24 protein-coding genes and 1 tRNA gene are annotated in these 24426 nt (G+C 68.1%); 11 read left to right on the top strand and 14 right to left on the bottom strand.

Features of this window, described 5'->3' with window-relative positions; all coding sequences use genetic code 11:
• Window positions 1-10: 10 nt before the first annotated feature.
• Together NP4_RS14790 and NP4_RS42600 are read right to left on the bottom strand one after the other, a co-directional pair.
• The gene (locus NP4_RS14790; RefSeq protein WP_067997903.1) at window positions 11-3880 is read right to left on the bottom strand and encodes a Pls/PosA family non-ribosomal peptide synthetase; all 3870 of its coding nucleotides are present in this window, start codon (window positions 3878-3880) and stop codon (window positions 11-13) included.
• 353 nt (window positions 3881-4233) lie between these two features.
• The gene (locus NP4_RS42600; protein ID WP_255285512.1) at window positions 4234-4365 is read right to left on the bottom strand and encodes a hypothetical protein; all 132 of its coding nucleotides are present in this window, start codon (window positions 4363-4365) and stop codon (window positions 4234-4236) included.
• A 312-nt stretch (window positions 4366-4677) separates the two neighbouring features.
• Between NP4_RS42600 and NP4_RS39895 the strand changes: the two genes are divergently transcribed.
• Both NP4_RS39895 and NP4_RS14780 read left to right on the top strand, forming a co-directional pair.
• Window positions 4678-4983 (top strand): hypothetical protein, encoded by a 306-nt coding sequence (locus tag NP4_RS39895; RefSeq protein WP_082875863.1) that lies wholly within the window; start codon window positions 4678-4680, stop codon window positions 4981-4983.
• Between the two features lie 35 nt (window positions 4984-5018).
• Window positions 5019-5666 carry a class I SAM-dependent methyltransferase gene (locus tag NP4_RS14780; protein WP_082875862.1) on the top strand — a complete coding sequence of 216 codons (648 nt, stop codon included), beginning with the start codon at window positions 5019-5021 and terminating at the stop codon, window positions 5664-5666.
• Between the two features lie 64 nt (window positions 5667-5730).
• Here NP4_RS14780 and NP4_RS14775 read toward each other — a convergent pair.
• The 3 genes from NP4_RS14775 to NP4_RS14765 form a co-directional block, all read right to left on the bottom strand.
• A tRNA-Pro gene (locus NP4_RS14775) sits at window positions 5731-5804 on the bottom strand.
• Between the two features lie 55 nt (window positions 5805-5859).
• A complete protein-coding gene (locus tag NP4_RS14770) occupies window positions 5860-7296 on the bottom strand; it encodes a DUF8017 domain-containing protein (protein WP_067997895.1) in 1437 nt (478 codons plus the stop codon).
• A gap of 39 nt (window positions 7297-7335) precedes the next feature.
• Window positions 7336-8298 (bottom strand): metallophosphoesterase, encoded by a 963-nt coding sequence (locus tag NP4_RS14765; protein ID WP_067997892.1) that lies wholly within the window; start codon window positions 8296-8298, stop codon window positions 7336-7338.
• 83 nt (window positions 8299-8381) lie between these two features.
• On the opposite strand from NP4_RS14765, the gene NP4_RS14760 reads away from it, so the two are divergent.
• A complete protein-coding gene (locus NP4_RS14760; protein WP_067997889.1) occupies window positions 8382-8846 on the top strand; it encodes a GatB/YqeY domain-containing protein in 465 nt (154 codons plus the stop codon).
• A gap of 255 nt (window positions 8847-9101) precedes the next feature.
• On the opposite strand, the gene NP4_RS14755 is transcribed toward NP4_RS14760, so the two are convergent.
• Window positions 9102-11471 carry a penicillin-binding protein gene (locus NP4_RS14755; protein ID WP_067997887.1) on the bottom strand — a complete coding sequence of 790 codons (2370 nt, stop codon included), beginning with the start codon at window positions 11469-11471 and terminating at the stop codon, window positions 9102-9104.
• 446 nt (window positions 11472-11917) lie between these two features.
• Here NP4_RS14755 and NP4_RS14750 point away from each other — a divergent pair, with 446 nt between their 5' ends.
• Entirely contained in the window at window positions 11918-12241 is a 324-nt protein-coding gene (locus tag NP4_RS14750) for a WhiB family transcriptional regulator (RefSeq protein WP_030516437.1), read from the top strand.
• Window positions 12242-12293: 52 nt separating this feature from the next.
• On the opposite strand, the gene bagB is transcribed toward NP4_RS14750, so the two are convergent.
• Together bagB and bagA are read right to left on the bottom strand one after the other, a co-directional pair.
• Window positions 12294-13463 carry an ATPase BagB gene (bagB, locus tag NP4_RS14745; protein ID WP_067997884.1) on the bottom strand — a complete coding sequence of 390 codons (1170 nt, stop codon included), beginning with the start codon at window positions 13461-13463 and terminating at the stop codon, window positions 12294-12296.
• Window positions 13463-14485 (bottom strand): ATPase BagA, encoded by a 1023-nt coding sequence (bagA, locus tag NP4_RS14740; RefSeq protein ID WP_067997882.1) that lies wholly within the window; start codon window positions 14483-14485, stop codon window positions 13463-13465. The genes bagB and bagA overlap by 1 nt, the downstream gene beginning before the upstream one ends.
• Before the next feature lie 141 nt (window positions 14486-14626).
• On the opposite strand from bagA, the gene sp36 reads away from it, so the two are divergent.
• From sp36 to NP4_RS14730, 3 genes are all read left to right on the top strand, one after another.
• Window positions 14627-14791 carry a Sp36 family protein gene (gene sp36 / locus NP4_RS40935; protein WP_114755642.1) on the top strand — a complete coding sequence of 55 codons (165 nt, stop codon included), beginning with the start codon at window positions 14627-14629 and terminating at the stop codon, window positions 14789-14791.
• Entirely contained in the window at window positions 14791-15258 is a 468-nt protein-coding gene (locus tag NP4_RS14735) for a RidA family protein (RefSeq protein WP_067997879.1), read from the top strand. Before sp36 ends, NP4_RS14735 begins: the two co-directional genes overlap by 1 nt.
• 140 nt (window positions 15259-15398) lie before the next feature.
• On the top strand, window positions 15399-16268 hold the full coding sequence (locus NP4_RS14730; protein ID WP_067997876.1) for an MBL fold metallo-hydrolase: 870 nt from the start codon (window positions 15399-15401) through the stop codon (window positions 16266-16268).
• A gap of 62 nt (window positions 16269-16330) precedes the next feature.
• Here the strand turns inward: NP4_RS14730 and glxR are convergent, their stop codons facing one another.
• A complete protein-coding gene (glxR, locus tag NP4_RS14725; protein WP_067997873.1) occupies window positions 16331-17005 on the bottom strand; it encodes a CRP-like cAMP-activated global transcriptional regulator GlxR in 675 nt (224 codons plus the stop codon).
• Between the two features lie 172 nt (window positions 17006-17177).
• Window positions 17178-17423, bottom strand: a complete 246-nt coding sequence (locus tag NP4_RS14720) for a hypothetical protein (RefSeq protein ID WP_062506290.1) — start codon at window positions 17421-17423, stop codon at window positions 17178-17180.
• Window positions 17424-17679: 256 nt separating this feature from the next.
• On the opposite strand from NP4_RS14720, the gene nth reads away from it, so the two are divergent.
• The 4 genes from nth to NP4_RS14700 all read left to right on the top strand — a co-directional run bounded on the left by nth (window position 17680) and on the right by NP4_RS14700 (window position 21111).
• Window positions 17680-18360: an endonuclease III gene (nth, locus tag NP4_RS14715; RefSeq protein WP_082875872.1), complete on the top strand. Its 681-nt coding sequence runs from the start codon at window positions 17680-17682 to the stop codon at window positions 18358-18360.
• Window positions 18357-18992 carry a TlpA disulfide reductase family protein gene (locus tag NP4_RS14710; protein ID WP_067997870.1) on the top strand — a complete coding sequence of 212 codons (636 nt, stop codon included), beginning with the start codon at window positions 18357-18359 and terminating at the stop codon, window positions 18990-18992. The genes nth and NP4_RS14710 overlap by 4 nt, the downstream gene beginning before the upstream one ends.
• Window positions 18993-19159: 167 nt before the next feature.
• Window positions 19160-19921 (top strand): NUDIX hydrolase, encoded by a 762-nt coding sequence (locus tag NP4_RS14705; RefSeq protein ID WP_245997855.1) that lies wholly within the window; start codon window positions 19160-19162, stop codon window positions 19919-19921.
• Window positions 19918-21111, top strand: a complete 1194-nt coding sequence (locus NP4_RS14700) for a MarP family serine protease (RefSeq protein WP_067997866.1) — start codon at window positions 19918-19920, stop codon at window positions 21109-21111. The genes NP4_RS14705 and NP4_RS14700 overlap by 4 nt, the downstream gene beginning before the upstream one ends.
• A 51-nt stretch (window positions 21112-21162) precedes the next feature.
• Here the strand turns inward: NP4_RS14700 and NP4_RS14695 are convergent, their stop codons facing one another.
• From NP4_RS14695 to nhaA, 4 genes are all read right to left on the bottom strand, one after another.
• On the bottom strand, window positions 21163-21576 hold the full coding sequence (locus tag NP4_RS14695; protein ID WP_067997863.1) for a carboxymuconolactone decarboxylase family protein: 414 nt from the start codon (window positions 21574-21576) through the stop codon (window positions 21163-21165).
• Window positions 21577-21663: 87 nt separating this feature from the next.
• Window positions 21664-22608 (bottom strand): alpha/beta fold hydrolase, encoded by a 945-nt coding sequence (locus tag NP4_RS14690; protein WP_067997860.1) that lies wholly within the window; start codon window positions 22606-22608, stop codon window positions 21664-21666.
• Window positions 22609-22629: 21 nt separating this feature from the next.
• Window positions 22630-23103, bottom strand: coding sequence for a phage holin family protein (locus tag NP4_RS14685; RefSeq protein WP_062506295.1), 474 nt, complete (start codon window positions 23101-23103; stop codon window positions 22630-22632).
• A gap of 39 nt (window positions 23104-23142) precedes the next feature.
• Window positions 23143-24357 (bottom strand): Na+/H+ antiporter NhaA, encoded by a 1215-nt coding sequence (gene nhaA, locus NP4_RS14680; RefSeq protein ID WP_067997999.1) that lies wholly within the window; start codon window positions 24355-24357, stop codon window positions 23143-23145.
• Window positions 24358-24426: the final 69 nt, after the last annotated feature.

Below are 24426 nucleotides of genomic sequence, written 5' to 3'. Positions count from 1 at the left end.
GCGTCACTCCTCAGCCGACGACGGCCAATTGCGCGGGAATTCCGGCCCAGCGGGTATCGGCGGTGAGCTGTTCGCCCTTCATCAGCAGCGACAGCGAGTCCAGGACCACCCGATCGCCGACAACGGCGTCGTAGAGCACGATCGCGCGGGTGCCGACCGTGGCCCCGGGGCGGATGGTCACCGTCGACATCTTCATCACCCGGTCCTCGAACAGATGGGTCTGCAACGAGGCCTCCGGGCCCACCGCCGCGTCGTCACCGATGATCACCAGATCGAATTCGGTGAAGTAGGTGGTGCCGATCCAGGTGCGCCGCCCGATTTCCGCGCCGAACCAGCGCAGCAGCGGCGGCAGTAGTGGGGTTCCGATCAGCAGCGCCAGACAGGCCGGGACGGCGGCCGCCTCGTACAGGCCGGTCACGAATTCGCTCTTGCGCACGAACGGATCCCACAGTGGTTCCACCCGCGGGCCGTAGCGGCCGACCACCCCGCGTTTGACCGCCGCGCAGTAGCCCACGATCGCGACCGCGACGGCCCCGGCCACCAGCGGTGACACCAGTGCGGGTACGCCGATGTCGCGGCCGTGCGCCAGTATGGACAGCGACCACAGATACAGATAGAAGCCGGTGCCGAGAACGGTCGCGGGCAGGGTGGCGCGGAAGAATTCGATGGCCAGCCGATGCCTGATCTGCCGCGGTGTCGGTGCGTAGGTGGCCGTCTCCGGGAAGTCGCCCGAATCCTGGCGCACCGGAAGATGCATCGCCGGGGAACCGAGCCAAGAGGTCCCGTCGGGCACCCCGGTGCGCGGCGGCAGTGTGCCGACGCCGACCAGCGCGCCCGCGCCGACGGTCGCGCCCGCCGAGACGACCGCCGCGTTGCCGATGAACGAGCGTCGCCCGATCGTGGTGGGAGCGAAGGAGATCCAGCCGTGGCCGAAGGTCGCCGCGCCGACACTGGCCATATCGGCCACGAAGGTGCCCTCGGCGAGTTCGAGCAGATCCGGATCCAGATGCGCGGCGGTCGACACCTCCGAACCGCGCCCGATGCGCGCGCCGAGCAGGCGCAGCCACGGCACGGTGTAGAGCGTGGCGTAGAGCGAATTGGTGAATTCGAGGCTGTATTCGAACAGCTTGTCCGCCACCCACTTTCGCACGCCCAGCGCTGAGCGGGCCGGATGGATGCCCGTCGGCAGCTGCGGCAGCACCAGCCACTTACCGGCGGCCACCAGCGCGCAGACGGTGAGCACGAAGGCCGGACCGGCCAGCAGGGTGGAGATCAGGCCGATCAGCAGGTCGAAGCGCAGCAGCGCCCACCAGACGAATGCGGTGGCGGGCACGATCATCGCGATCGCGGCGACCTCGAGGATCAACGCCGCCGCCGCGATAATCGCCAGCTGCGGCCGCGTCCACGGCGCGCGGCTGGGCGGCGTGGCCAGAATCGCCTCGGCCGCATCCGAAAGCCGTTCGGTCGGGACCGCCGGGGATCCGGACCAGCGCTGTTCGGGCGGTACGGTCACACCCCGGCCGAGGGCCGACTGCTCGCCCAGCGCCGCCCGGGCCGACACCACTGATCCGGGATCGAGGACCGCGTGCGCGCCGACGAAGGCGTCGTAGCCGATCGCGATGGGCGCGACGACGACCCAGCCGTCCTCGATTCGCCAGGGCCACAGGGTGACTCCGTATCCGATGGATGCGCCGGGTCCGATATCGAGCAGATGCGGCAGGCTGATCGAGCCGCTGGCGATATGCGCGCCGCGCCCGATACGCGCGCCGAGCAGGCGCAGATACACATTCGCCAGCGGGGAGCCCGACAGCACCGGCAGCGGGCCGATCGTCAGCAGTAGATGCAGGGCCCAGATACGCAGATAGGTCGGGCCCCATAGTCGATAGCGGCCAGGCCGCACGCCCGCGACGAGGATGCGGCCCAACAGGATCGGCACCACCCAGCGCACATTCAGATAGGCGATGAGCAGGGCGAGCAGCAGCTGCGCGAGTACATCGAAGGAGACGTAGCCGTCGTTGACGGTGTAGACGTAGACCACCGGCAGGGTGATCACGAGCAGTAGTAGATACAGTGCGGCCAGCTGGGCGATACCCGCTCGGGCGACCGCGAAGCCGCTGTGCCGTAAGGGTTCCGGGCGTTCGAGCGATAGCGTGGGGGTCGCGTTCGTGGTGTGCGCGGCCAGTTCGCGAACGGTCGGGTACCGGTAGAGATCGCGCAGCGCGGCCTGCGGAATCGCCGCGCTCTCGCGCAGTCGCGATACGGTTCGCGCGGCCAACAGCGAATGTCCGCCGAGTTCGGTGAAGAAATCGGCTGTGACGGAGACTGTTTCGGGCGGCAGGCCCAGTGCCTCGGCCCAGATGTCGCGGACGCGTTCCTCGGCGGCATCGGCGGGTGCGACGACCGTGCCCGAGCCGACGAGGCGGTGGGTGGTCGGAGCGGGCAGCAGCCGACGGTCCACCTTGCCCGACGGCATGGTGGGCAGGGCGGGCAGTGTCTCGATATAGGAGGCGACCATGTAGGCGGGCAGGCGTTCTCGCATGCGTTCGTGCAGTCGCGCGCGCAGGTCGTCCGCTTCGACACTGGCTACGACGTAGGCGGCGAGTTCCGGTCCGTCGGCGCCGGGTGTGGTGGTGACCACTGCCTCGGCGATGTGCGGGTGGTCCATGAGGACGGATTCGATTTCGCCGAGGTCGATGCGGTGGCCGCGGATCTTGACCTCGGCATCGGCGCGGCCGAGGTATTCGAGTTCGCCGGTGGGGGTGTGGCGGCCGAGGTCGCCGGTGCGATAGAGCTTGCCGTCGGGTGTGCTGGGGTGGTCCAGGAAGCGGTCGGCGGTGAGGTCGGGGCGGCCGATGTAGCCGAGGGCGACTCCCGGTCCGCCGATGCAGATTTCGCCGACCTCGCCCGAGCCGACCTCGTTTCGGTCGTCGTCGAGCAGGACGATCGAGTAGGTGGGCAGGGGTCGGCCGATGGTGACGGGCTGGTGGGGGAGGAGTTCGCCGACCGTGGCGGTGACGGTGGCCTCGGTGGGGCCGTAGGTGTTGAGCATGCGGCGGCCGGGGCGGGCCCATCGTTCGACCAGATGGGCAGGGCAGGCTTCGCCGCCGACGAGGATGCTGCGGATGCCGGGCAACTCCCGCGGGATGGTGGCCAGCAGTGTGGGTACGCAGTACAGCACCGTCACCGCGGCGACCTCGAGGAAGTCGGCCAGCTCCGCGCCCAGCCGCCGCGAATCGGTCGGCCCCGCAACGAGAGTCGCGCCGCGCGCCCACGTCGGCCAGATCTCCTCGATGGAGAAGTCGAACGAGATCGTCATGCCCTGGTACACCCGATCGCCGGGGCGCACGTCGTAGACCTCGGGTACGACGCCGAGGAAGTTGCAGATGCTCGACTGCGCGATCAGCACACCCTTCGGGCGTCCGCTGGAACCGGATGTGTACATCACATACGCCACCGGATCGTCGGGCTCGTCCGGCGGTTCCGGGCGCACGGGCGAGGCGTCGGCGAGCGCATCGCTGTCCATGAGAACGATCGTCAGGTTCGAATCCGGCAGTGCGGGGGCCAGTTCGGTACAGGTCACCACGGCCTCGACCCCGGCATCGGCGACGATGTAGGCCACGCGGTCCGCCGGTGCGCCCGGATCGATCGGTACGAAGGCGGCCCCGGACTTGCCGATGCCGAGCAGTGCGACATAGGTGTGCGGCGAGCGCGGCAGCAGGATCGCCACCCGGGCGCCCGCTCCCACGCCGAGGCCGCGCAGCCGATGCGCCAGGCGATTGGCCCGGGAGTCCAATTCGGCGTAGGTCAGGCTCGTTCCGGCGCATTCCAGCGCGATCGCCTCGGGCGTGCGATCACAGCTGGCCTCGAACAGTCGATGCATTCGCTGCCCGCATGCCGATGATGATTGCGCCGTAGGGCGTTCCGCACCGAGCTCGATCACCAGGTCCTCCATCATGACGCGCGCCGACGACACCCGGTGACCCCATCGGCGCCGGGCCCGCGATTCCGGGCCGTACCGCACGTCCGCCTGCCCTGTCGGCGGAGGATTGTGTAATGCGTTGTGTTACAACGGATTACCGCACGGTGTGACGCATTTGTTACAGACGCTAACAGCAGCGGGGGGAAGCTACCACCCGGAATCATCGAATTAGAGTTATGGACATCCGGTCGAGCCGGGCCGGTAACCTGCGCTTCTTCGGGTGTTCGCAACGCGTTGCCCGATGTTGTCTCGGGTCAGCCCTCGGCGTCGTTCGCGGCCAAGGGATGAAAGGGCAGGATTTCGGCGAGGACGCGGTAACGCCGCTGCGGAATGTCGATCTCGATATCGGTGTCGGCCGGTTTGTAGACCTTCTGCGCGCAACCCACCGGCGGATACCGCCGGCCGCCTCGTAGTGGGCCCGCAGCAGTCCGGCGTCGACGAGCTTGTCGAGATGGAAGGCGGCCAGCTTGCGGGAGATGCCGACCTCGGCGGGCGCCTCGTCGCGGGTGACCGGTCGGCGCATCCGCCGGATGAACCAGTACATGCCGCGGCGCAGTTCGTCGTCCAGGGCCGCGACCGCGCCGATCGCCGAATCGCTGGTCATGCGACCCGCTGGCGCTGTCGATCGCGAGCATCGCGGCTCTGGCCGTCTCCGGTTATCGGCACCGACTCGATCCAATTCGTTCTCAGGAGACATCATGGGTATCGCGGCGTTGATCACCTGGCTGCTCACCGCGGCGGGTGGTTTCGTCCTACTAGGCATGTGGGTGGCGAAAGGCGCTGTGCGCGAGGACGGTTCGACCCGCCTGCCCGCGCCGGTCGTATTCGGGCACTTCCTGCTCGCCGCCGCCGGTCTGGTGATCTGGATCATCTGTCTGGTGGCCGATTCCACCGGTCACGGCGTCTTCGCGGTCGCCACGGTGGTGCTGGTCTTTCTGACCGCGCTCGGGGTGGGGGACCAGCGGGTCGGCTCGAGACCGAAAACAGTGGCCCCGACCGGATAAGGTCGGGGTTACTGTCGTATCAGGGAAGAGTGCAGATGAGATCCACTCGTGACCAGCGATCGTTCGTACCCGCGGCCGGATTCGGTTGGCTGACACCGATATACGAGCGGACGATGAGCATCCTGCAACCGAGCCGCCAGCAGCTCGTCGAGCGAGCGGACATCGCGCCGGGGATGACCGTTCTGGATTTCGGTTGCGGGCCCGGCCAGCTGGCATTGCTGGTCGCGCGGGTCGGTCCGGATGTTCGGGTCATCGGCGTGGACGTCGATCCCAGCATGCTGAAGATCGCCCGTCGCCGCATCGCCGCGGCCGGCGTGGATATCGAGATCCGTTCGGGGACACTGGAAGAACAGGACTTCCCCCCGAACTCCTTCGATCGGATCGTGTCCGGCTTCGTCCTGCACCACCTCACGACGCCGCAGAAGATCTCGACCCTGCGGACCATGTACGACCTGCTGCGCCCCGACGGGCAACTGCACATCGTCGATATCGGTCGGCCGCGCAATCTACTCGCCAAGCTCAGCGGCTATGCCAATCGCCTGTCGCACGGCCGCGGCGTCCTCGACGCGAACCTCGAGGGGCGCATTCCCGGGCTGCTGCGCGAGGCCGGTTTCCTCGATGTCGAGGAGAGCCCGTGCGCGCCCGCCCGGCTCGGTATGGCGTTCTGGCGAGCGCGGCGTTGAAAAGAGTAACGGCCCTCTGCCTGTTGACCAGGCGGAGGGCCGCTGTCGTGTCTCCACACACGAGTCGGGGTGACAGGATTTGAACCTGCGACCTCCTCGTCCCGAACGAGGCGCGCTACCAAGCTGCGCCACACCCCGTGGTTGAGCCTGTCGTAGCTTACAGCAGGGTCGGCTCAGACGTTAAATCGGCTGGTCATCGGTCCGGGAGCGGGCGGATGCTGGCGAGCACCTTCTTGGCGGTTTCCTTGTCGATCGACTTGGCCACGCCCGTGTCGGCGGCGATGGTCATCACGAAATTGCCGTTCTCGCTCGGGAAGGCGAAGGTGTAGACCGAGAACGATTTGGCGCAGCCGGGAGCGGGCGCGGTACCGCCGCCGGTGGTTTCGACGAAGGCGCCGTGCAGTTGCCCGTCCAGGGAGACGAGCTGTTCGGCCTTGCCCGGATTGGCGCCGGTGGCCGCGGGCCAGCCGACCTTGATCATGCGCATGCCGACATCGGCGGCCGCGGCGGCCGGATCGGCCTGCGGGGACAGCGTCAGGAAGGAACTCGTGCGCACCGAGCGCGGGCAGTAGTTGTCACCGTCGGTGGCTCGACCGGCGATCTCCACGGTGTCGGCGCCGCTGCCGAGGGTGGTGGTGGCGAGCGCGTCGACCTTCCAGTCCTTCGGAATGTCGTAGGCCGCGCCGCGATCGGGGACGAGCACGGTCTGATAGCCCGGGATCAGCGGGGCCGATGCGATGGCCGGGGTGGTCGCGGGCTTGGTGGTCGTCGGGCGCGCGGAGGTGGTGGGCGCGGGCGCGGCGTTCTGCCCGCTGGTCAGCGCGCTCACCATGGACGGTGTGGGCGCGGCCTGTGTCGCGGCGGTATCGGAGCTGTGCCGGGTGGACACCACCGCGACCGCACCGGCGACGGCGGCCAGGACGACCACCCCGACGCCCGCGAGCAGCCAGATCTTGCGGCCTCGGCTGGACGGGGGAGCCTCGGTGGGTGGCGGCGGCGGGGGGTTTCGTTTCTGTTGCGCCGCTGCGGGTTCGGGTGTCGCGCCGAGTTGCCAGGGCTGTTCCGGCTGGGGTCGGCGGGGTGGCTGGTTCTGCGGAAAGTGTTGCCGGTCGGGGTTGTTCGGTGGCCGACTGGTCGGAATCGCTTGGGTCACAGCCGAATCGAGACCGCGTGGTGGCGGCGTGACGTTGTTCATCGGGCGGGTGGCATCGTCGCGTCCGGAGGAGGCGAGCGATTGGAGGGCGCGGGTCGCGGCGTCACGATCCAGATTCGGGGCGGCCTCGCGCGGCGCGGCGGGTGTCGGCGCACTGCGGCCCGGAATCGGTTGCTGCGGTGGGGGACTCGCGGCAGGGCCGGGCCGCCGGGGCGGCTGCGGGGGCGGGTTCGTGCCGGGTCTGGCCAATTCCTGCCAGGCCGGGCGAGGTAGCGGCGGATCGGCGGGGCGCGGTGGTTCGGCGCGCGCGAACATCTCGGTCTTGGCCGTATCGGCGGGCGATTCGGCGCGATGGACCGCCTGCGTCGGCGCTATCTCCGGTGCGTCCGGCCCGGGCGGTCTGCGATGTATCTTCTCGGTCGCAGCCGCGTTGTCGGCCGACGGGTCGTTCGGCCGTCCTTCGAACCCACTGGTCACCCTCGTCCCCTACCTGACGTTCCAGCCCGGCGCGCAACCCTAGCGCGCGACGGCCTCCGATGCCGACAGCCCATGGCCGGTGTCGGCGGCGGGGCGTTTCGGCGGGGCGGCCACCAGGGTGAGCAGAGTAGCCTCCGGACGGCAGCAGAACCGGTAGGGGGCCCATGGTGAGGTGCCCAGGCCGGCCGAGACATGCAGCCGGGTGTGCGCGCCCCAGCGTGAGGGGCCCTTGACGCGGGAACGATCGATACCGCAGTTGGTGACGAGCGCGCCGAAGCCGGGCAGGCAGAGCTGCCCGCCGTGGGTGTGCCCGGCCAGCACCAGGTCGTAACCGTCGGTGGCGAATCGGTCCAGGATGCGCGGCTCGGGGGAGTGGGTGAGGCCGATGCTCAACTCCGCCAGCGGGTTCGGCGCACCGGCGATGGTGTCGTAGCGGTCGCGGTGCAGATGCGGATCGTCGACGCCCGCGGTCGCGATCTTGATTCCGGCCACCTCGAGATCGCGGCGGACATGGGTCAGATCCAGCCAGCCGCGTTCGTTGAAGGCCGCGCGCAGATCCTGCCAGGGCAGCGGCGCGCCGTGGACGCGCTTGTGGTTCTTCTTGAAGTACTTCAGCGGATTCTTCGGCACGGGCGCGAAGTAGTCGTTGCTGCCGAAGACGAACAGGCCCGGGCGCGACAGCAGACCCGACAGCGACTGCACCACCGCGGGCACCGCGCGCGGATGGGCGAGATTGTCGCCGGTGTTGACGACCAGATCGGGCTCGAGTCGCTCGAGTTCGCGCACCCACGCCTGTTTCAGCTTCTGCCCGGGTGTCATGTGCAGATCGCTCAGATGCAGGACCCGCAGGCTGGACGAACCCGGTTGCAGGACCGGGAGCGTCGCCTCGCGCAGGACGAAGGCATTGCGTTCGATCAGCGAGGCGTAGCCGATTCCGGCTGCTGCGGCTCCGACGGCCCCCAGCGCGGCTCGTCGGAGTGCGGGAGACGAGAGTTCGGGCATTCGCTCAGAATAGGCGACCGGTGTGACGTACGCCGAGTGCTGTTCCGCACAGGGACCCGGTACGGGACGCTACCGTGAGCCTCATGACGGAACTCAAAGCCAGGTTGCGTACCGATCTCACCGCCGCGATGAAGAGTAAGGACGCGCTGCGCACGGGCACGCTGCGCATGCTGCTGGCCGCCGTCCAGACCGCCGAGGTCTCCGGACCCGAGGCCCGCGAACTCAGCGACGCCGAGGTGATCGCCGTGCTGAGCAAGGAGGCCAAGAAGCGCAACGAGGCCGCCCTGGTCTTCGAACAGGCGGGCCGCGGCGAACTGGCCGCCAACGAGCGCGCCGAAGAAGAGATCATCGACGAATACCTACCCACCCCCCTCACCGACGCGGAGGTCGCCCACATAGCCGACACGGCCATCGCCGAAATCGCCGAGGAACTCGGCGAACGCCCCGGCATGCGCCAAATGGGCCAGGTCATGAAAACAGCCACCCGCCTGGCCGAAGGCCGCGCCGACGGCTCCCGCCTCTCCGCCGCCGTCAAGGCCCGCCTCTAACCGGCCGCCCGTCGGCCCCCGCCCTGGAACCGGCCCACCTCTGACCTCGGGTCGACCACACATCTGACCTCGGGTCGGCCCCAACTCTGTCCTCGAGTCGGCCACAACTCCGGCAGGGTTCGGCTTCGACTCCGTGGCATCGGGGTTCGGTTTCAGCTCCGCGGTATCGGGGTTCGGTTTCAGCTCCGCGGTATCCGGGTTCGGCCACAAATTTCCCCGGCATCCGGCCCCCAGGGCCGGATGCCGGGGTCTCCCCTACCGAGGAATAGGAATCGGAATCGGAATCGGCGGCAACCGCGGTGGCGGCGGCAGTCCCGGGAGACCCGGCGGCAGCTGGATCGGCCCCGGCGGCGGCGCTTCGCGCTGGGTCCCGTCGCTGACATTGACCGTGATCACCGAACCCGGGATCGCCGAGCCGTTCGGCGTGGTGCCGATGACGGTGCCCTTGGCGGGCGAGCCGGGCACGCTCACGATGGTGACCTGGAATCCCGCGCCGACCAGAGTCGACCGGGCCTCGGCCTCGGACATGCCCGTCACATCAGGAATCTGCGAGTTGTTCGCGCCGCGGACGTATTTGTCGTCCAGCGGCGGCAGGCTCGTCGGCGGGTAGTGGTCGAGCACCGGCCTGATGCCGGAGAACCAGCTGCGCGCCGGTTCGTTACCGCCGTAGAGATTTCCGTCGCCACAACTGCGCAGCGGGAACGAGCAGATCTCGCCGGGCGTCGGCGAGTCGCCGTAGATGTAGGCCGCACCCGCGAGCGAATTGGTGAAGCCCAGGAACGCCGAGGACCGATGCGATTCGGTGGTTCCGGTCTTCGCCGACACCGGCGCGTTCCACCCGGCCGCGCGCGCCGATCCGGCCGCGGTACCGCTGATCGCGTCCTGACTCAGCGCATTGGCCAGGGTGTTCGCCAGTCCGGGCTCCACGACCTGCTCACACGCCTGCTGGGTCAGCGGCACGGTCTTACCGCTGCGATCCACGACCTCCTTGATCGGATTCGGCGGGCACCATTTACCGCCCGAGGCCAGCGTCGCGGCGACATTGGACAGCTCCAGCGGATTGATCGCGAACGGGCCCAGGGTGAACGAGCCCAGATTCTGCTGTTTGACCATGTCGGCCAGGCTCTGGTTGCCGTGTCCGGAGGTATTGGGCTGGGTGTAGGACCGCATGCCCAACCGGATCGCCATATCCACGGTCGGGGTGACCCCGACATCCTGGATCAGCTTGACGAACGCGGTGTTCGGCGACTGCGCCAGCGCCTCGGTCACCGACATCGGCGATTTGTAGTTGCCCACGTTCTTCACGCAGTAGGTCTCCGCCGGACACCCCGGCGTCCCGCTGTTACCCATACCCTTCGCGGTGAAGAACGACGGAACATCCAGCTGGGCGTTGATGCCCAGGCCCTTCTCCATCGCCGCGGCCGTGGTGAATACCTTGAAAATCGAGCCCGCGCCGTCACCGACCAGCGAATACGGCTGCGGCTGCACCGTTTGATGCTGTCCCTGATCCAACCCGTAGTCGCGGCTCGAGGTCATCGCGACCAGCGGATGGGTGTCCTGCCCGGTGCCGACGATGCTCATCACCTCGGCGATATCGTCCAGGCGCGGATTGGTCACCGAGTTGACCGAGGCCTTGATCGAGTTCTGCACCGCGGGATCGAGATTGGTGCGGATCAGATAACCCCCCTTATCGATCTGATCCTTGCTGATCCCGGCGTTCTGCAGGTACTGAAGCGCGTAGTCGCAGAAGAAGCCGCGGTCGCCGGAGGAAATGCAGCCGCGCGGCAGGCCCTTCGGTTCGGGCAGTACGTCCAGCCCCCTCGCCTTCGCGGCGCGGAATTCCTCGGCGCGGCTGGGGATGTTCTGGATCATCGTGTCCAGCACGGTGTTCCGCCGCTCCAGCACGCCCTTCGGATTGGTGTAGGGGTTCAGCTTGGAGCTGGACTGCACCATGCCCGCGAGCATCGCGGCCTGCTGAACGCTCAGATCCTTGGCGTCCACGCCGAAGTAGGTCTGCGCGGCGTCCTGTACGCCGTAGGAGCCGTTGCCGAACGGGACCAGGTTCAGGTACCGGGTGAGGATCTCGTCCTTGCTGAGCTCCTTCTCGAGCGTCAGCGCCATGCGGATCTCGCGCAGCTTGCGCGCCGGCGTTGTCTCGATCGCGGCGCGGCGCTCGGCATCGGTCTTGGCCACGACCAACAGCTGGAAGTTCTTCACATACTGCTGATCGATGGTCGAACCGCCCTGCTGCACTTCGCCGCTGGAGGAGTTGCGCAGGAACGCGCGCAGGGTGCCCTGCCAGTCGACGCCGCCGTGTTCGGCGAAGCGCTTGTCCTCGATGGACACGATCGCCAGCTTCATATCGTTGGAGATCTTGTCGCTGGGCACCTCGAAGCGCCGCTGCTCGTAGAGCCAGGCGAACGGCGCACCGGTCGCGTCCACCATGGTCGACACCGCTGGCACGGTGCCCTCGACAAGTTCCGCGGAGACGTTGTCGACGGCATCGGCGGCCCGGTTGGACACGAACCCGAAACCGCCGGCGAGCGGGAACAGCAACCCGGCGATGAGCACGGCCGCCAGGACGCACGCACCCACCAGCCTCGCGAGCGTTTGTGAGATCGGCACGACCTAAAGCCTAAAGCAGTGTTTTCTTGCCTTCGCTTCGCTGCGGCGGGTTCGCGGCCCCTGAGTCTCGTCGTTCCGCGATCGAGACTCGCGCTTCGCGCATGCGCTTCGATCGCGGAACGACGAGACGGGCCGCGAACCGCTTCTCGTATCGGTCGCTGGGAGGGGCCTTTCGGCGCGTCGTGGCCACTTTCAACGGGCGTGTCGTCCGGTTGGTTCCCGACTGTCCGGTCCTGTCGGGGATTTGCAGGGACGGTCGTACCAAAAATTCCGGAGACGGTCTTGCGCAGGCGCCATACCTTTACCTAGATTGAGAACCCAGTGTGATAGAGCTAACACTCAAAGTGGAATGTGGTGCAGGACGCAGGTTGGGTTGGGTTGCTGCGACTGCACGCGATTCTGGAGCGCCGTTGACCCGGTGTTCGGACTGCAAAGGGGCACACCAAATGCACATGACTACCCCCATCGCTCGATTGGACGTGGAGCAGGCCGAAGCGAGAATCGCCTGGGTGTCCCAGGCCCGATGCAAGGAAGTGGATCCCGACCAGTTGTTCGTGCGCGGCGCCGCTCAGCGCAAGGCGGCGACCATTTGCCGGCACTGCCCGGTCTTGATGGAGTGTGGCGCGGACGCCCTCGACAATCGAGTGGAGTTCGGTGTGTGGGGTGGGATGACGGAGCGGCAGCGGCGTGCGCTGCTGAAGCAGCATCCGGAGGTGACGTCCTGGGCGGACTTCTTCCGTGCCCAGCGCCAGCAGAAGGTTGCGATGTAGGGGTTGGTGCGTCGACAACGGTCCGAGCCCGCCGGTGCGGGCTCGGACCGTTTCAGGGCTGGTTCGGGCCCGTCAGCTGAGCGCCGACCGCTCGCAGGGCGTCGAGATCCGACACCTCGAACGGCAGCGCGGTGACCGCCACGATCGGTACCCGCGGATGGGCGCCGGTGAATCGGTGCAGCAGATGCTGTTCTCGCTTGGCGGTGGCCGCCCGATGTGCGTGGATCCGCAGCACATCGGCGGCAAGACCGGTTGATTCGGCGGCGTCGGCCGCGGAGCCGTTGGGCGCGAGCCGATCCGCCGCGGCCAGCGCGTGCTCGGGCGAGAGCGCGCACAGCGCCGGATGGGTCCGATTGAGCACCAGTCCGGCCAGCGGCATGCGATCGGTCGACAGCCGGTCCACGAAGAACGACGCCTCGCGCAGCGCGTCCGGCTCCGCGGCCGCCACCACGAGGAAATGCGTACCCGGCCGCGACAGCATGGCGAAGGTGCGCTCGGCGCGATCCTGGAAGCCGCCGAACATCGACTCGAGCGACTGCAGGAACAGCGAGGCGTCCTTGAGCATCTGACCGCCCACGATCGTGGAGACCCCGCGCACCGCCAGGCTCATCGCACCGGTCACGAACCGCCCCACGCCGCGGCCGGGCGCCATGATCACGCGGATCATGCGGCCGTTGAGGAAGTTTCCCAGCCGCTTCGGCGCGTCGAGGAAATCCAGCGCATTGCGCGAGGGCGGGGTGTCGACGACGATCAGATCCCATTCGCGCCGCCCGGCCAGCTGGCCCAGCTTCTCCATCGCCATGTACTCCTGCGTCCCGCCGAAGGAGGAGGCCACGGTCTGATAGAAGGGGTTGGCGAAGATCTGCTCGGCCTTGTCCGGGGTGGTGTGCTCGAGCACCATCTCGTCGAAGGTGCGTCGCATATTGAGCATCATCGCGTACAGCTCGCCCTTGGCCTCGGGGCCCAATTGCACCCGCTGCGGGACATTGCCCAGATCGCTCACGCCGAGCGACTGCGCGAGCCGCCGGGCCGGGTCGATGGTGAGCACCACGACCTTGCGGCCCTGTTCGGCCGCCCGCAGCGCGATGGCCGCGGCCGTGGTGGTCTTGCCGACGCCGCCGGAACCGCAGCAGACCACGACCCGTGCGGTGGGATCGGCGATGATCCGCGAAATGTCAAGGGGCGTAACGGTAGGGGGTAGGAGGGAAGCAGGGGTGGGCATCAGCGGACTCCCTGCGCGCTCAGCTGTTCGGCCAATTCGTAGAGCCCGCCCAGATCCATCCCGTCGGGCAGGGCGGGCAGGTACAGGCGGCTGATGTCGATCTTGGCCAGTTCCGCGGAGCTGTCGTCCTGGGCCTGCAGCGTCGCCGAATGTTCCACCGCCTCCCGCAGCAGCCCCTGGAAGTCGCTGTCGGACAGTGTGATCCCGGCCTCGCGCAATCCGGCCCGCAGCGCCTCGGCGTCGAGCTCACCGGCCGCGGCGCGGGCGCGCAGCTCGGCGGGCAGATAGCCCTCGGCGGCCCGATTCACGATCACGGTGCCGACCCGGAAGTCCGAGCCGCTCAATTCCGCGACGGCATCGGCGGTTTCCTGTACCGGCAGTGCCTCGAGCAGGGTGACCAGGTGGACCACGGTCTGGTCGGAGTGCAGCAGGCTGGACACGCCCTCGGCCTGCGAGGCGATCGGGCCGCCCTTGGCGACCTCGGCCATGGCCTTGGTGACGTCGAGGAAACTCGCGATCCGGCCGGTCGGCGGCGCGTCGACGACCACCTCGTCGTAAACCGGCCTACCCGACGATTTATCCACGCGCACAGCGCATTCCTTGATCTTGCCGGTCAGGATGACATCGCGCAGACCCGGGGCGATCGTGGTGACGAATTCGATGGCGCCCATCCGTCGCATGGCCCGCCCGGCGAAGCCGAGGTTGTAGAACATGTCGAGGTATTCCAGGAAGGCGTGTTCGATATCGAGCGCCAGCGCCACCACCTCGCCCCCGCCGTCCGCGGTCGCGATCTTGGTTTCGGTGGGCGGCAGCGGCGGCCGGTCGAACAGCTGGGCGATCGACTGCCGCCCCTCGACCTCGACCAGCAGCACCCGGCGTCCGCCCGCCGCGAGGGCGAGCGCCAAAGCGGCCGACACCGTGGACTTTCCGGTTCCGCCCTTGCCTGACACGTAGTGCAGACGAGCCCGGTCGGCCCGTTCCGGCCATCCTCGTTTCAGCCCCGGTTCCGCCGAAACGGGCACTGCTGTCGGTACTCCCACGTTCGCGAGCCTATAACCCGTTATGAAAGCGTGGCCATAGACTCGGCCGACTGTTTGTTACGACACAGTCCGGTTCCGCAGGCGCGTGAGCTGCGCCGTCGGATTCCCACTACGCTCGGGCGCATGAGTGATGTGACCCTGTGGGAGTACGCGACCGTGCCGTTGCTGACCCATGCGACCAAAGCGATTCTGGACCAGTGGGGCGCCGACGGCTGGGAATTGGTTACCGTGCTGCCCGGCCCGACGGGCGAACAGCACGTCGCCTACCTGAAGCGGGTGAAGGGCTGATGAGCGATTCCACGCTGTGGCGCAAGAATCTGGAGCGGCTGGGCCTCGAGCTACCGTCGGTCGCCGCTCCGGCCGGCGCCTACATTCCCGCGATCCGCTCGGGTTCGCACGTCTACACCTCCGGCCAGCTGCCGTTCGTGAACGGTGAACTGTCGGCCACCGGCAAGGCCGGCGCCGAGGTGAGCCTCGAGGACGCCAAGGAGGCGGCCAAGCTGTGCGCGCTCAACGCGCTGGCCGCGGTCGACGCCCTCGTCGGTCTCGACAATGTCGTGCGGATCGTGAAGGTGGTCGGATTCGTCGCCTCCGCACCGGGTTTCAACGATCAGCCGCTGGTGATCAACGGCGCGTCGGAATTCCTGGGCGAGGTCTTCGGCGAGGCCGGCGTGCACGCCCGCTCGGCCGTCGGCGTATTCGAGTTGCCCAAGAACACCCCCGTCGAGGTGGAGCTCATCGCCGAAGTGCGGTAAGGCTATTCGCTGAATGGTTTGCGGCCCGGCTCGTTTCTGGACTGACGGAGCGGGGGAGCGGAGGAGGGAAGAAGCGAGCCTCAGGGGCCGCAAACCCGCGACGCCGAAGGCGGCGCAGAGGACACAGCGTTAGGAGCTTTATGAGCCTCACCCATCCGGCCTACGAGCAGGTGCGCCCGGTCACGGCGAGCGCGTCGGTGCTGCTGGCGAACAATCCGAATCAGATGACCCTGCAGGGCACCAATACCTGGCTCCTGCGCGCCCCGGATCGATCCGAGTACGTCGTGGTCGATCCGGGTCCGAAGGACAAGGCGCACAGCGAGGCCATCGCCCGGGCGACCGGCGGCGCGATCGCGCTGACCCTGATCACCCATCACCATCACGATCACACCGGCGGCATCGAGCGGCTGGTGAAGCTGACCGGAACCCCTGTCCGGTCCCATGATCCGAAATTTCTGCACGGCTCGGACGCGCCGCTGACCGACGGTGAGGTCATCGAGGCCGCGGGCCTGCGCATCACCGTGCTCGCCACACCGGGCCATACTCAGGATTCGGTGAGTTTCGTCCTCGACTCGGCGGGAGCGACGGGCCCGGAGGCGGCAGTTCGCGTAACCACGCAGGGACCCGCGGACGCCGTATCGGATGCAGCCCTGCTGACCGGTGACACCGTGCTCGGCAGCGGCACCACCGTATTGGAATCGCGTGACGGCGCGCTGGGGGACTATCTCGCCTCGCTGGACCGGCTCGCCGCGGTGGCTTCGAACCGAGCCCTGCTACCGGCGCACGGCCCCGATCACCCGGAAGCGAAGCCGGTGATCGACTACTACGTCCGCCACCGCCAGGAACGCCTGGAACAGGTGCGGGAAGCGCTGCGCGTACTCGGGCCGAATGCCCGTTCGCTGCAGATCGTCGCGCGGGTCTACGCCGACGTCGACAAACGCCTGTGGCCGGCCGCGCGCAGCTCGGTCAAGGCCCAACTGGCCTATCTGCGCAGCCGATCCGCCGACTGACAGCACAAATCACCCCGTCCGGCGGCCTCTCCCTGCAGAGGCCGCTCCGGATGACGGGGTGATCAGCGGGCCCGTCGGGCCAGACGCTCTGAATCGGTGATCAGCACGCTCTTACCCTCGAGACGCAGCCAGCCGCGGTGGGCGAAATCGGCCAGGGCCTTGTTCACGGTCTCGCGCGAGGCGCCGACCAGCTGGGCGATCTCCTCCTGCGTGAGGTCGTGGGTGACCCGCAGCGCGCCCGCCTCCTGAGTGCCGAACCGCTGCGCCAGCTGCAACAGCGCCTTGGCGACACGACCGGGGACGTCGGTGAAGATCAGATCGGCGAGGTTGTTGTTGGTACGGCGCAGCCGACGCGCCAGCACTCGCAGCAACTGCTCAGCGATCTCCGGGCGCTGGTCGATCCACGACTTGAGGGCGTCGCGGTTCATGGTCACCGCGCGGACCTCGGTGACGGTGGTGGCCGTCGAGGTGCGCGGGCCCGGATCGAAGATCGACAGCTCGCCGAACATATCCGAGGGACCCATGATGGTCAGCAGGTTCTCACGACCGTCGGGGGAGCGACGACCGATCTTCACCTTGCCTGATGTGATGATGTACAGCCGATCACCGGGCTCGCCCTCGTTGAAAATGACGTGACCGCGCGGGAAATCCACGGGCTCGAGCTGTTTGGCTAGAGCCGCCACCGCGGTGGGCTCTACGCCTTGGAAGATGCCTGCTCTGGCGAGGGCCTCGTCCACGAATGTGCTCCTTATGGGAATTGGCTCTGTCCTGGACCGAAGCGAGTCGGCCGACAGTGCAGTCTACTTGGCATACGGGCAGCGTAGTGACAGACACCACGTAACGTGCGCTTTGTGGAACGCTCGTGGTGCCGAATCGGTTCCCGTAGCCCAGCTCGGGGAGCCGGGCCGCTCAGCTCGCGGCGGCAACGTCCAGTTCGTCGCTGTTGGCGCGTCGGCGGCGATTGCGCGGCGCATGGGCCGGCACGCCGAGCTTGGCCAGCTCGTTGACCTCGGAGGCCTCACTGGCCCGATCGAGGTACTGCTGCACCTCTTCCTCCGGTTCGAGCAGTTTGCGTAGCCGATTTTCGACCCGTTCCATGAACAGCGCGAACAGCATCAGCACCACCGGGAAAAGCACCACAGCGAGTCCTTGCATACGGGTGAGTAAACACGGAGAAGGTCTCAGATGGAACACGGGGCTTGTTCACGGCCGCGCCCGCGTCGGTGTGGTTCCGTAAGGTGGACGCGTGCGTGAAACCGGATCCGCCGCCGCGAACGGGCACGAATCGCCCGCCGATATCCAACCCGTCGAGACCACCGCCGAACCCGCCCGCCGTCGTCGCGCGCCCGCCTCGCCGAAGTCGAAATTCGCCGGGGAGACCAGGCTGGGTCTGGTGCGGCGGGCGCGCCGGATGTATCGGACGCTGACCGAGGCGTTTCCGGACGCACACTGCGAGCTGGATTTCACCACCCCGCTCGAATTGGCCGTCGCCACAATTCTTTCCGCCCAGTGCACCGATGTCCGCGTGAATATGACCACACCGGCGCTGTTCGCCCGTTACCGCGACGCCAAGGGCTATGCCGAAGCCGATCGAGCCGAGCTCGAGGAGTACATCCGGCCGACCGGTTTCTATCGCAACAAGACCACCTCGCTCATCGGTCTGGGCCAGGCGCTGATGGACAAATACGACGGCGTGCTGCCGCACACCCTGGACGAGTTGGTGAAGCTGCCCGGTATCGGCCGCAAGACGGCCAATGTGATCCTGGGCAACGCCTTCGATGTGCCCGGAATCACTGTCGACACCCACTTCTCCCGGCTCGTGCAGCGCTGGCAGTGGACCACCGAGGACGATCCGGTGAAGATCGAGCACGCCGTGGGCGAGCTGATCGAGCGCAAGGAGTGGACGATGCTGTCGCACCGGGTGATCTTCCACGGTCGCCGGGTGTGCCATGCGCGTAAACCGGCCTGCGGCGCATGCCTGCTGGCCAAGGACTGCCCGGCCTTCGGCACGGGTCCGACCGATCCGGTCGCCGCGGCCGCGCTGATCAAGGGACCCGAGGCCGAGCATCTGCTCGAACTGGTGGGCCGGTGAGATCTTTTCCGGTCGCCTGGCGCTGGACGCTCGCGGCTCTGATCGTGATCGTCGCGCTGGCCGTGGCGATCTGGCCGCGCGGTACGCGCGATACGCCCCGCGACACCGCGCGGCCGACCTCCGCGCCGAGTGCGGCCGTCTCCCAGGACATGCGGGCCGCGGCCGCGCTGGCCGACTGTCCCCAGGCCGCACCCGGCGCCGTCGCGCGCGGGCCGCTGGCCGGAATCACCCTGAACTGCCTGGCGAACGGCCGCCCGGTCGAATTGGCCGCCGCCCTCGCCGGTCGCCCGGCCCTGCTGAATCTGTGGACCTACTGGTGCCCGCCGTGCGCGGAGGAATTGCCCGCGTTGCAGCGCTACGCCGCCCGGCCCGGCGCGGTCGCCGTGCTGACCGTGCACAGCGACCCCGACGAGGCCAAGGCGCTGGCCCGGCTGACCGATCTGGGCGTGCGGTTGCCCGGGGTCCAGGACGCCCGCGCCGAGGTGCGCAATGCGGCGGGAGCGCCTGCGGTGCAGCCGGTTTCGGTGCTGGTGCGGGCCGACGGCTCGATCGCCAAGGTGGTGGTGCGCCCGTTCCGCGACACCGACGACATCGCCGCGACCGTCGCCGCCGAATTGGGAGTCGCGGCGTGACCGAATCCGATCCGCGGCACGGCAAACCGCAGCCCCGGGGCGCGCGCGATCGCGCGGGCGACGATGATCGGAGGATGAGCAGTGGGATCGGAGGTTGCGTGTGCCGCGGTGCACGGCCTCGCGCCCGCGGCAGTTCGAGCGTGAGCGACGGGGCAGCAGGAGGCAGCGTGGACGACCGCGAGAGCCGGGAAAAGGCGAGCGTCGCACCGAGATTGGTGACCGACGCGATTCCCGAATGGCTACGTGGCGTGGCCGAGCACGAGCCGGCCGATCCGACCGGCACCAATCCGGTGCTCAATCGGCGGGCGATGAAGAAGGTCGTCAGCGCGGCGCTGCGCCCGCGGCAGGCGGCGGTTCTGGTGCTGTTCGGCGGATCCCCGGAATCCGATCAGGCCGCGCCGGGCGGATTACCGGCCGATGCCGATGTATTGCTGACCCAGCGCGCGGCCACGCTGCGACAGCATCGCGGGCAGGTGGCCTTCCCCGGCGGCGGTGTGGAGGCCGGGGACGACGGCCCGATCGATACCGCGCTGCGCGAGGCGTGGGAGGAGACCGGTCTGGAACGCGACGGCGTCGAGCCGATCGCGGTGCTGCCCAAGATCTTCGTGCCGCCGTCGCGCTTCGACGTGACACCGGTTGTCGCGTACTGGCGTAAGCCGGGCGAGGTCCGGGTGGTGAGCGAGACCGAGGCCGCGCGGGTGGTGCGGGTGCCGCTGGCGGATCTGATCGATCCGGCCAATCGGTTCGTGGTCCGACACCCGCTGGGATACATGGGTCCCGCGTTCGCGGTCGACGGCATGCTCGTATGGGGTTTCACGGCCGGCGTGCTCGCCGGTCTGCTGGCGGTGTCGGGATGGGAGCGGGAGTGGGATCACCACGATGTGCGTGATCTACAGACCTCGCTCGCGGCAGTGGGGATGACGTTATGAGTTCCTCGGCGTGGCTCGATCTCGGTGTCGTGATCATCGCGCTGCTCGCCGCCACCTCGGGGTGGCGGCAGGGCGCGGTCGCCTCGGCGCTGGCCTTCCTGGGTGTGGTGCTGGGCGCGGTCGCGGGCATTCTGATCGCGCCGCACATCCTGATCCACATCAGCGAGGGCAGAAAGCGCGTGCTGGTCGGCGTGGTGCTGATCGTGGCGCTGGTCATCATCGGCGAGGTCGCGGGCATGGTGCTCGGCCGTGCCGCGCGCAGCGGTATGCGGCATCCGTTCACCCGCAGTGTGGACAGTGTGGTCGGCGCGGCGCTGCAGTGCGTGGCGGTGTTGGTGACCGCGTGGCTGCTGGCGCTGCCGCTGGCCTCGTCCTCGCAGCCTTCGATCGCGGCCGCCGTCAACGGTTCTCGCGTCCTGACCGATGTCAATCAGGTGGCGCCCGACTGGTTGCGGCGGGTGCCCAACGAATTCTCCAAGCTGCTCAACACCTCCGGGCTGCCGGATGTCATCGGCCCGTTCGGCCGCGCGCCCATCGCGGCCGTGGAACCGCCGGATCCGACCGTGCTCGATTCGCCGGTGGCGCTGAATCTGCAGTACAGCGTGCTGCGCATTCGCGGTGTCGCGCCGAGTTGCCAACGGCAGCTGGAGGGTTCGGGCTTCGTGGTGGCGCCCGAGCGCATCATGACCAACGCGCATGTCGTCGCCGGTACCGCCTCGGTGCAGGTCGACACCACGCGCGGGGCGCTGGATGCCAGTGTGGTGCTGTTCGATCCGAACAAGGACATCGCGATTCTGAAGGTGCCGGGGCTCCAGGCGCCGGTCATTCCGCTGGCCCCGTCCGCGGCGAAGTCGAGCGAAAGCGCCATCGTGCTGGGCTATCCCGGCGGCGGTAAGTACACCGCGAGCGCCGCGCGCATCCGCGAGACGCTGAATCTGAGCGGTCCCAACATCTACAAGTCCGGGACCGTCACCCGCGAGGTCTACACGTTGCGCGGTCAGGTCCGCGCGGGCAATTCCGGTGGGCCGCTGGTGGATACGGAAGGTGAGGTGCTCGGCGTGGTCTTCGGCGCGGCGGTCACCGACGAGGACACCGGATATGTGCTGACCCTCAAGGAGGTTCAGACCGACCTCGACGCCGCCACCCGCTCGGAGACACCGGTGCCGACCGGGGAGTGCGTGCTCAGCTGAGTGGTTGCCGCCGGGCCCGCTGAGATGTCAACGGGCCCGGCGACAATCGGCTCACTGCTGCGCGATGGGCAGCAGCCCGCGTTCCTGGAAGACCTTCTTCGCCACGAAGGTGGCATTGAGCGCGCGCGGGAATCCGCAGTATCCGGCCGCGTGCAGGAACGCCTCGACGATCTGCTCCGGCGTGAGGCCGACATTGAGAGCGGCGTTGATATGTACCTCGAGCTGCGGCTCGGCCCCGCCCAGGGCGGTGAGCATGCCGAGGGTGACCAGCTGGCGATCGCGCGGGGGCAGCGCCGGACGCTGATAGATCTCACCGAAACCCCAGGCCACGATCTGGTGGCCGAGTTCGGGGGAGATATCCGACAGCGAGTCGATGACCCGCTGTCCGGCCTCGCCGTCGATGCGCCGCAGGACCTCGAGGCCCCGGTCGAACGCTTCCTGACGGGTGTCGGCGCTATCGCTCATCGTCGGTCCTTTCCTACCGCTTCCGCGGTGGTTGATCGTGGATACGAAGAGAACCGTAAAAGCTGGAGCGTGCTCCAAGTCAAATGGTCAGCCGAGCAGCTTGGCCAATTCGGCCGTGACGGCCTCGGGATTCTCCTGATGCGCGTAGTGACCGGCGTTCGCGATCGAGACCATGCGGCGATCCGGGCTGAGTTCGGGGTGTAGCCGGACGGTGCGATCGAGGATGTAGCGATCGGCCTCGCCGCGCAGCGCCAATACCGGCACCCGCACCGGTTCGCGCATCACCGACATGAAGCGGTGCCCGTCGGGCCGCCACTGACTGCGGAAGGCCCAGCGCTGATACTCCAGCGCACAGTGCGCCACCCCGGGAATGCGAATGGCCGAGCGCAGTCGCCGTGCGGTGTCGACGAATTCGGCGCTACCGCTCCAGCCCGCGCCGGCCCGCTGCCGCAGCAGCCGCTCCACCTCGAAGCCGTCACGCTTGGTCAGCAGCCGTTCGCCGGTGCGCGGGGGCTGATAGCGCAGGAAGTTCGGCAGCCAAGCCGACCGCTGGCGGCTGTCGCGCAGGACCGACTGTTTCAGCGAGATCGGATGCGGCGAACTCACCAGCGCGATCGAGCGGACCAGCCGCGGATGCAGCACCGCGGTCGCCCAGCACACCAGGCCGCCCTCGGCGTGACCCACCAGCGTCGCCTCGGTATGGCCCAGGGCTCGGATCAATCCGGCGACGTCACCGGCCAGGGTCCAGCCGTCGTAGCCGCGCGGCGGCTTGTCGGAGTCGCCGTAGCCGCGCAGATCGACAGCGACCGTGCGATATCCGGAGTCGGCGAGCGCGCTCAGCTGATGCCGCCACGACCACCAGAAATCGCCGAAGCCGTGTAGCAGCACCACCAGCGGGGCCTCGGCGAGTACAGCATCGGCCGGTGCGGCCTCGACGATATGGAATCGAATGCCGTTGGCATGCACGTCCTTATGCGTCCACGGTCCGTCGTAGCGGACGCTGGACGGATCGGGACCCGGAGAAGGCGACACGCGAGAAGCGTAGTGTGCGGCTCAGTCGGCGTGCGAGCCACCGACGTGCGGAATCACCGAGCGTGTCTCCTTGAGCGTCTCGATGGTCTTCTGCGGCGCCCGCAATTTGCGCACCTTCAGATAGCCGAGGAAGCCGAATCCGGCCACGGCCACGATCATCAGCCCGAACACGATCAGGAAGGCCGCCCAGCGCACCAACCACACATCGAGCAGCTCGGCGAGGAAGAAGAAGAAAAAGAAGCTGGAGAACAGCAGGATCGTCAGCGCGACGATGAAGTACACGCTGCCCTGCAGGCCCTTCTTGATCTCGCCGGTGACCTCGGTCTTGGCCAGCTCCACCTCGGCGCGAACCAGGGTCGACATCTGCTCCGCCGCATCGCGCACCAGATCGCCGATGCTCGCGCCCGCTGTGGTGTCGACCTCGGACAGCGGAATCGAGTTGATGGTCCGGTTGCGGCCCGTGTCCTGCCCGTTACCGCCCTGTGTGAAGCTCAATTGCTCGACCCTTCTCCATTCCCGGTGCTGCCCCGGCCTTCACTCGTCTCCGGCAGCCGCACGTGCGTCCCGCCGTGCCTGGTGTACGCGGCCCCGACGCAACAGTAGCGCCGAACCCAGTAGGGACGCCGTCATTGACGTCATCAACACGGCGGCTTTCGCCAGTTCGGCCGATGCGACGTCGTCGGTCAACGCCAGTTCTGCCACCAAGAGGCTAACGGTGAACCCGATCGCGCCCAGTACCGACAGGGCGAACATATCGCGCAGGGCCAATCCATCGGGCCGCCGAGCGAGTCCGGAGTGCACGGCCAACCAGCCGGAGCCGAAGATGCCGAGTGTCTTTCCGACGATCAGTCCGGCGATGATCGCCAGCGCCAGCCGGTCGGTCGCCAACTGACCCAATACCTTCGTGGACAACGGAACTCCGGAGGCGAACAGCGCGAACAGGGGTACGCACAGACCGGCCGAGACGGGTTGGAACAGATGCTCGAGTCGCGTCGCGGGAGCCTCGTCCTCGTCGGCATCGGGCCGGACCCGGGTCAGCAGCCCGCAGACCACCCCCGCGAGCGTCGGATGAATTCCGGCCTCGTGCAACGCGAACCAGGACAGCAGTGCCAACGGCACGTAGATCAGCGGGCTGCGCAGCCGAAGTCGTTGCGCCAGCGCCCATCCGGCGAAGCAGGCCGCCGCCGCCAACAGCCAGCCGACTGCGACGGTGGTGGTGAACAGCACGGCGATCAGCACGATGGCGATCAGATCGTCGACGACGGCGAGACTCAGCAGGAAGACCCGGGCGCTGGCCGGAATCCGAGATCCGGTGAGCGCGAGTACGGCCAGCGCGAAGGCGATATCGGTGGCGACCGGTATGGCCCAGCCCCGGTCCATCCCATCGATGCCGTGTCCGACCACGAGCGCGATCAGCGCGGGTACGACCACGCCACCGATCGCCGCGATGATCGGCAGCACGGCCTGCTTGCGGTCGGCGAGCTCACCCACCACCAGTTCCCGCTTGAGCTCGAGACCCGCCACGAAGAAGAAGATCGCCAGCAGCCCGTCCTTGGTCCAGTCCGCCAGGCTCAGGTCGAGACGCAGTCCCGGAACGGCGAGCCGGGTCTCGGCGAGCGCGATATAGCTGTCACCCCACGGAGAATTCACCCACAGCAGCGCGAGCGCGGCCGCGACCAAGAGCAGGACCCCACCGACGGTCTCGGTGCGAAGAAAACGGGCGAATTCGGAGCGCAGCGCAGCGATCACGGGCACCTTCCGGTCGGACGGACAGTTCACACACGCCGACCAGACTTCCCGGCACTCCTGACGAAATTT

It is taken from the genome of Nocardia pseudobrasiliensis NBRC 108224, assembly GCF_001613105.1.
In the GTDB taxonomy this organism is placed as follows: Bacteria; Actinomycetota; Actinomycetes; order Mycobacteriales; family Mycobacteriaceae; genus Nocardia; species Nocardia pseudobrasiliensis.
Note: the sequence above shows the minus strand (reverse complement) of the source record. Positions and strands in the feature narration are given on the sequence as shown.

Excerpts from the sequence above, each read along its gene's own strand:
- NP4_RS14735 (WP_067997879.1), top strand. The coding sequence starts at position 14,791 with ATGAGCGATTCCACGCTGTGGCGCAAGAATCTGGAGCGGCTGGGCCTC.
- sp36 (WP_114755642.1), top strand. The coding sequence starts at position 14,627 with ATGAGTGATGTGACCCTGTGGGAGTACGCGACCGTGCCGTTGCTGACC.
- bagB (WP_067997884.1), bottom strand. The coding sequence starts at position 13,463 with ATGCCCACCCCTGCTTCCCTCCTACCCCCTACCGTTACGCCCCTTGAC.
- NP4_RS14765 (WP_067997892.1), bottom strand. The coding sequence starts at position 8,298 with ATGCCCGAACTCTCGTCTCCCGCACTCCGACGAGCCGCGCTGGGGGCC.
- nth (WP_082875872.1), top strand. The coding sequence starts at position 17,680 with ATGTATCGGACGCTGACCGAGGCGTTTCCGGACGCACACTGCGAGCTG.
- NP4_RS14720 (WP_062506290.1), bottom strand. The coding sequence starts at position 17,423 with ATGCAAGGACTCGCTGTGGTGCTTTTCCCGGTGGTGCTGATGCTGTTC.
- NP4_RS14750 (WP_030516437.1), top strand. The coding sequence starts at position 11,918 with ATGCACATGACTACCCCCATCGCTCGATTGGACGTGGAGCAGGCCGAA.
- NP4_RS14790 (WP_067997903.1), bottom strand. The coding sequence starts at position 3,880 with ATGCATCGACTGTTCGAGGCCAGCTGTGATCGCACGCCCGAGGCGATC.
- NP4_RS14695 (WP_067997863.1), bottom strand. The coding sequence starts at position 21,576 with ATGAGCGATAGCGCCGACACCCGTCAGGAAGCGTTCGACCGGGGCCTC.
- NP4_RS14760 (WP_067997889.1), top strand. The coding sequence starts at position 8,382 with ATGACGGAACTCAAAGCCAGGTTGCGTACCGATCTCACCGCCGCGATG.
- NP4_RS14730 (WP_067997876.1), top strand. The coding sequence starts at position 15,399 with ATGAGCCTCACCCATCCGGCCTACGAGCAGGTGCGCCCGGTCACGGCG.
- NP4_RS14700 (WP_067997866.1), top strand. The coding sequence starts at position 19,918 with ATGAGTTCCTCGGCGTGGCTCGATCTCGGTGTCGTGATCATCGCGCTG.
- NP4_RS14780 (WP_082875862.1), top strand. The coding sequence starts at position 5,019 with ATGAGATCCACTCGTGACCAGCGATCGTTCGTACCCGCGGCCGGATTC.
- NP4_RS39895 (WP_082875863.1), top strand. The coding sequence starts at position 4,678 with ATGGGTATCGCGGCGTTGATCACCTGGCTGCTCACCGCGGCGGGTGGT.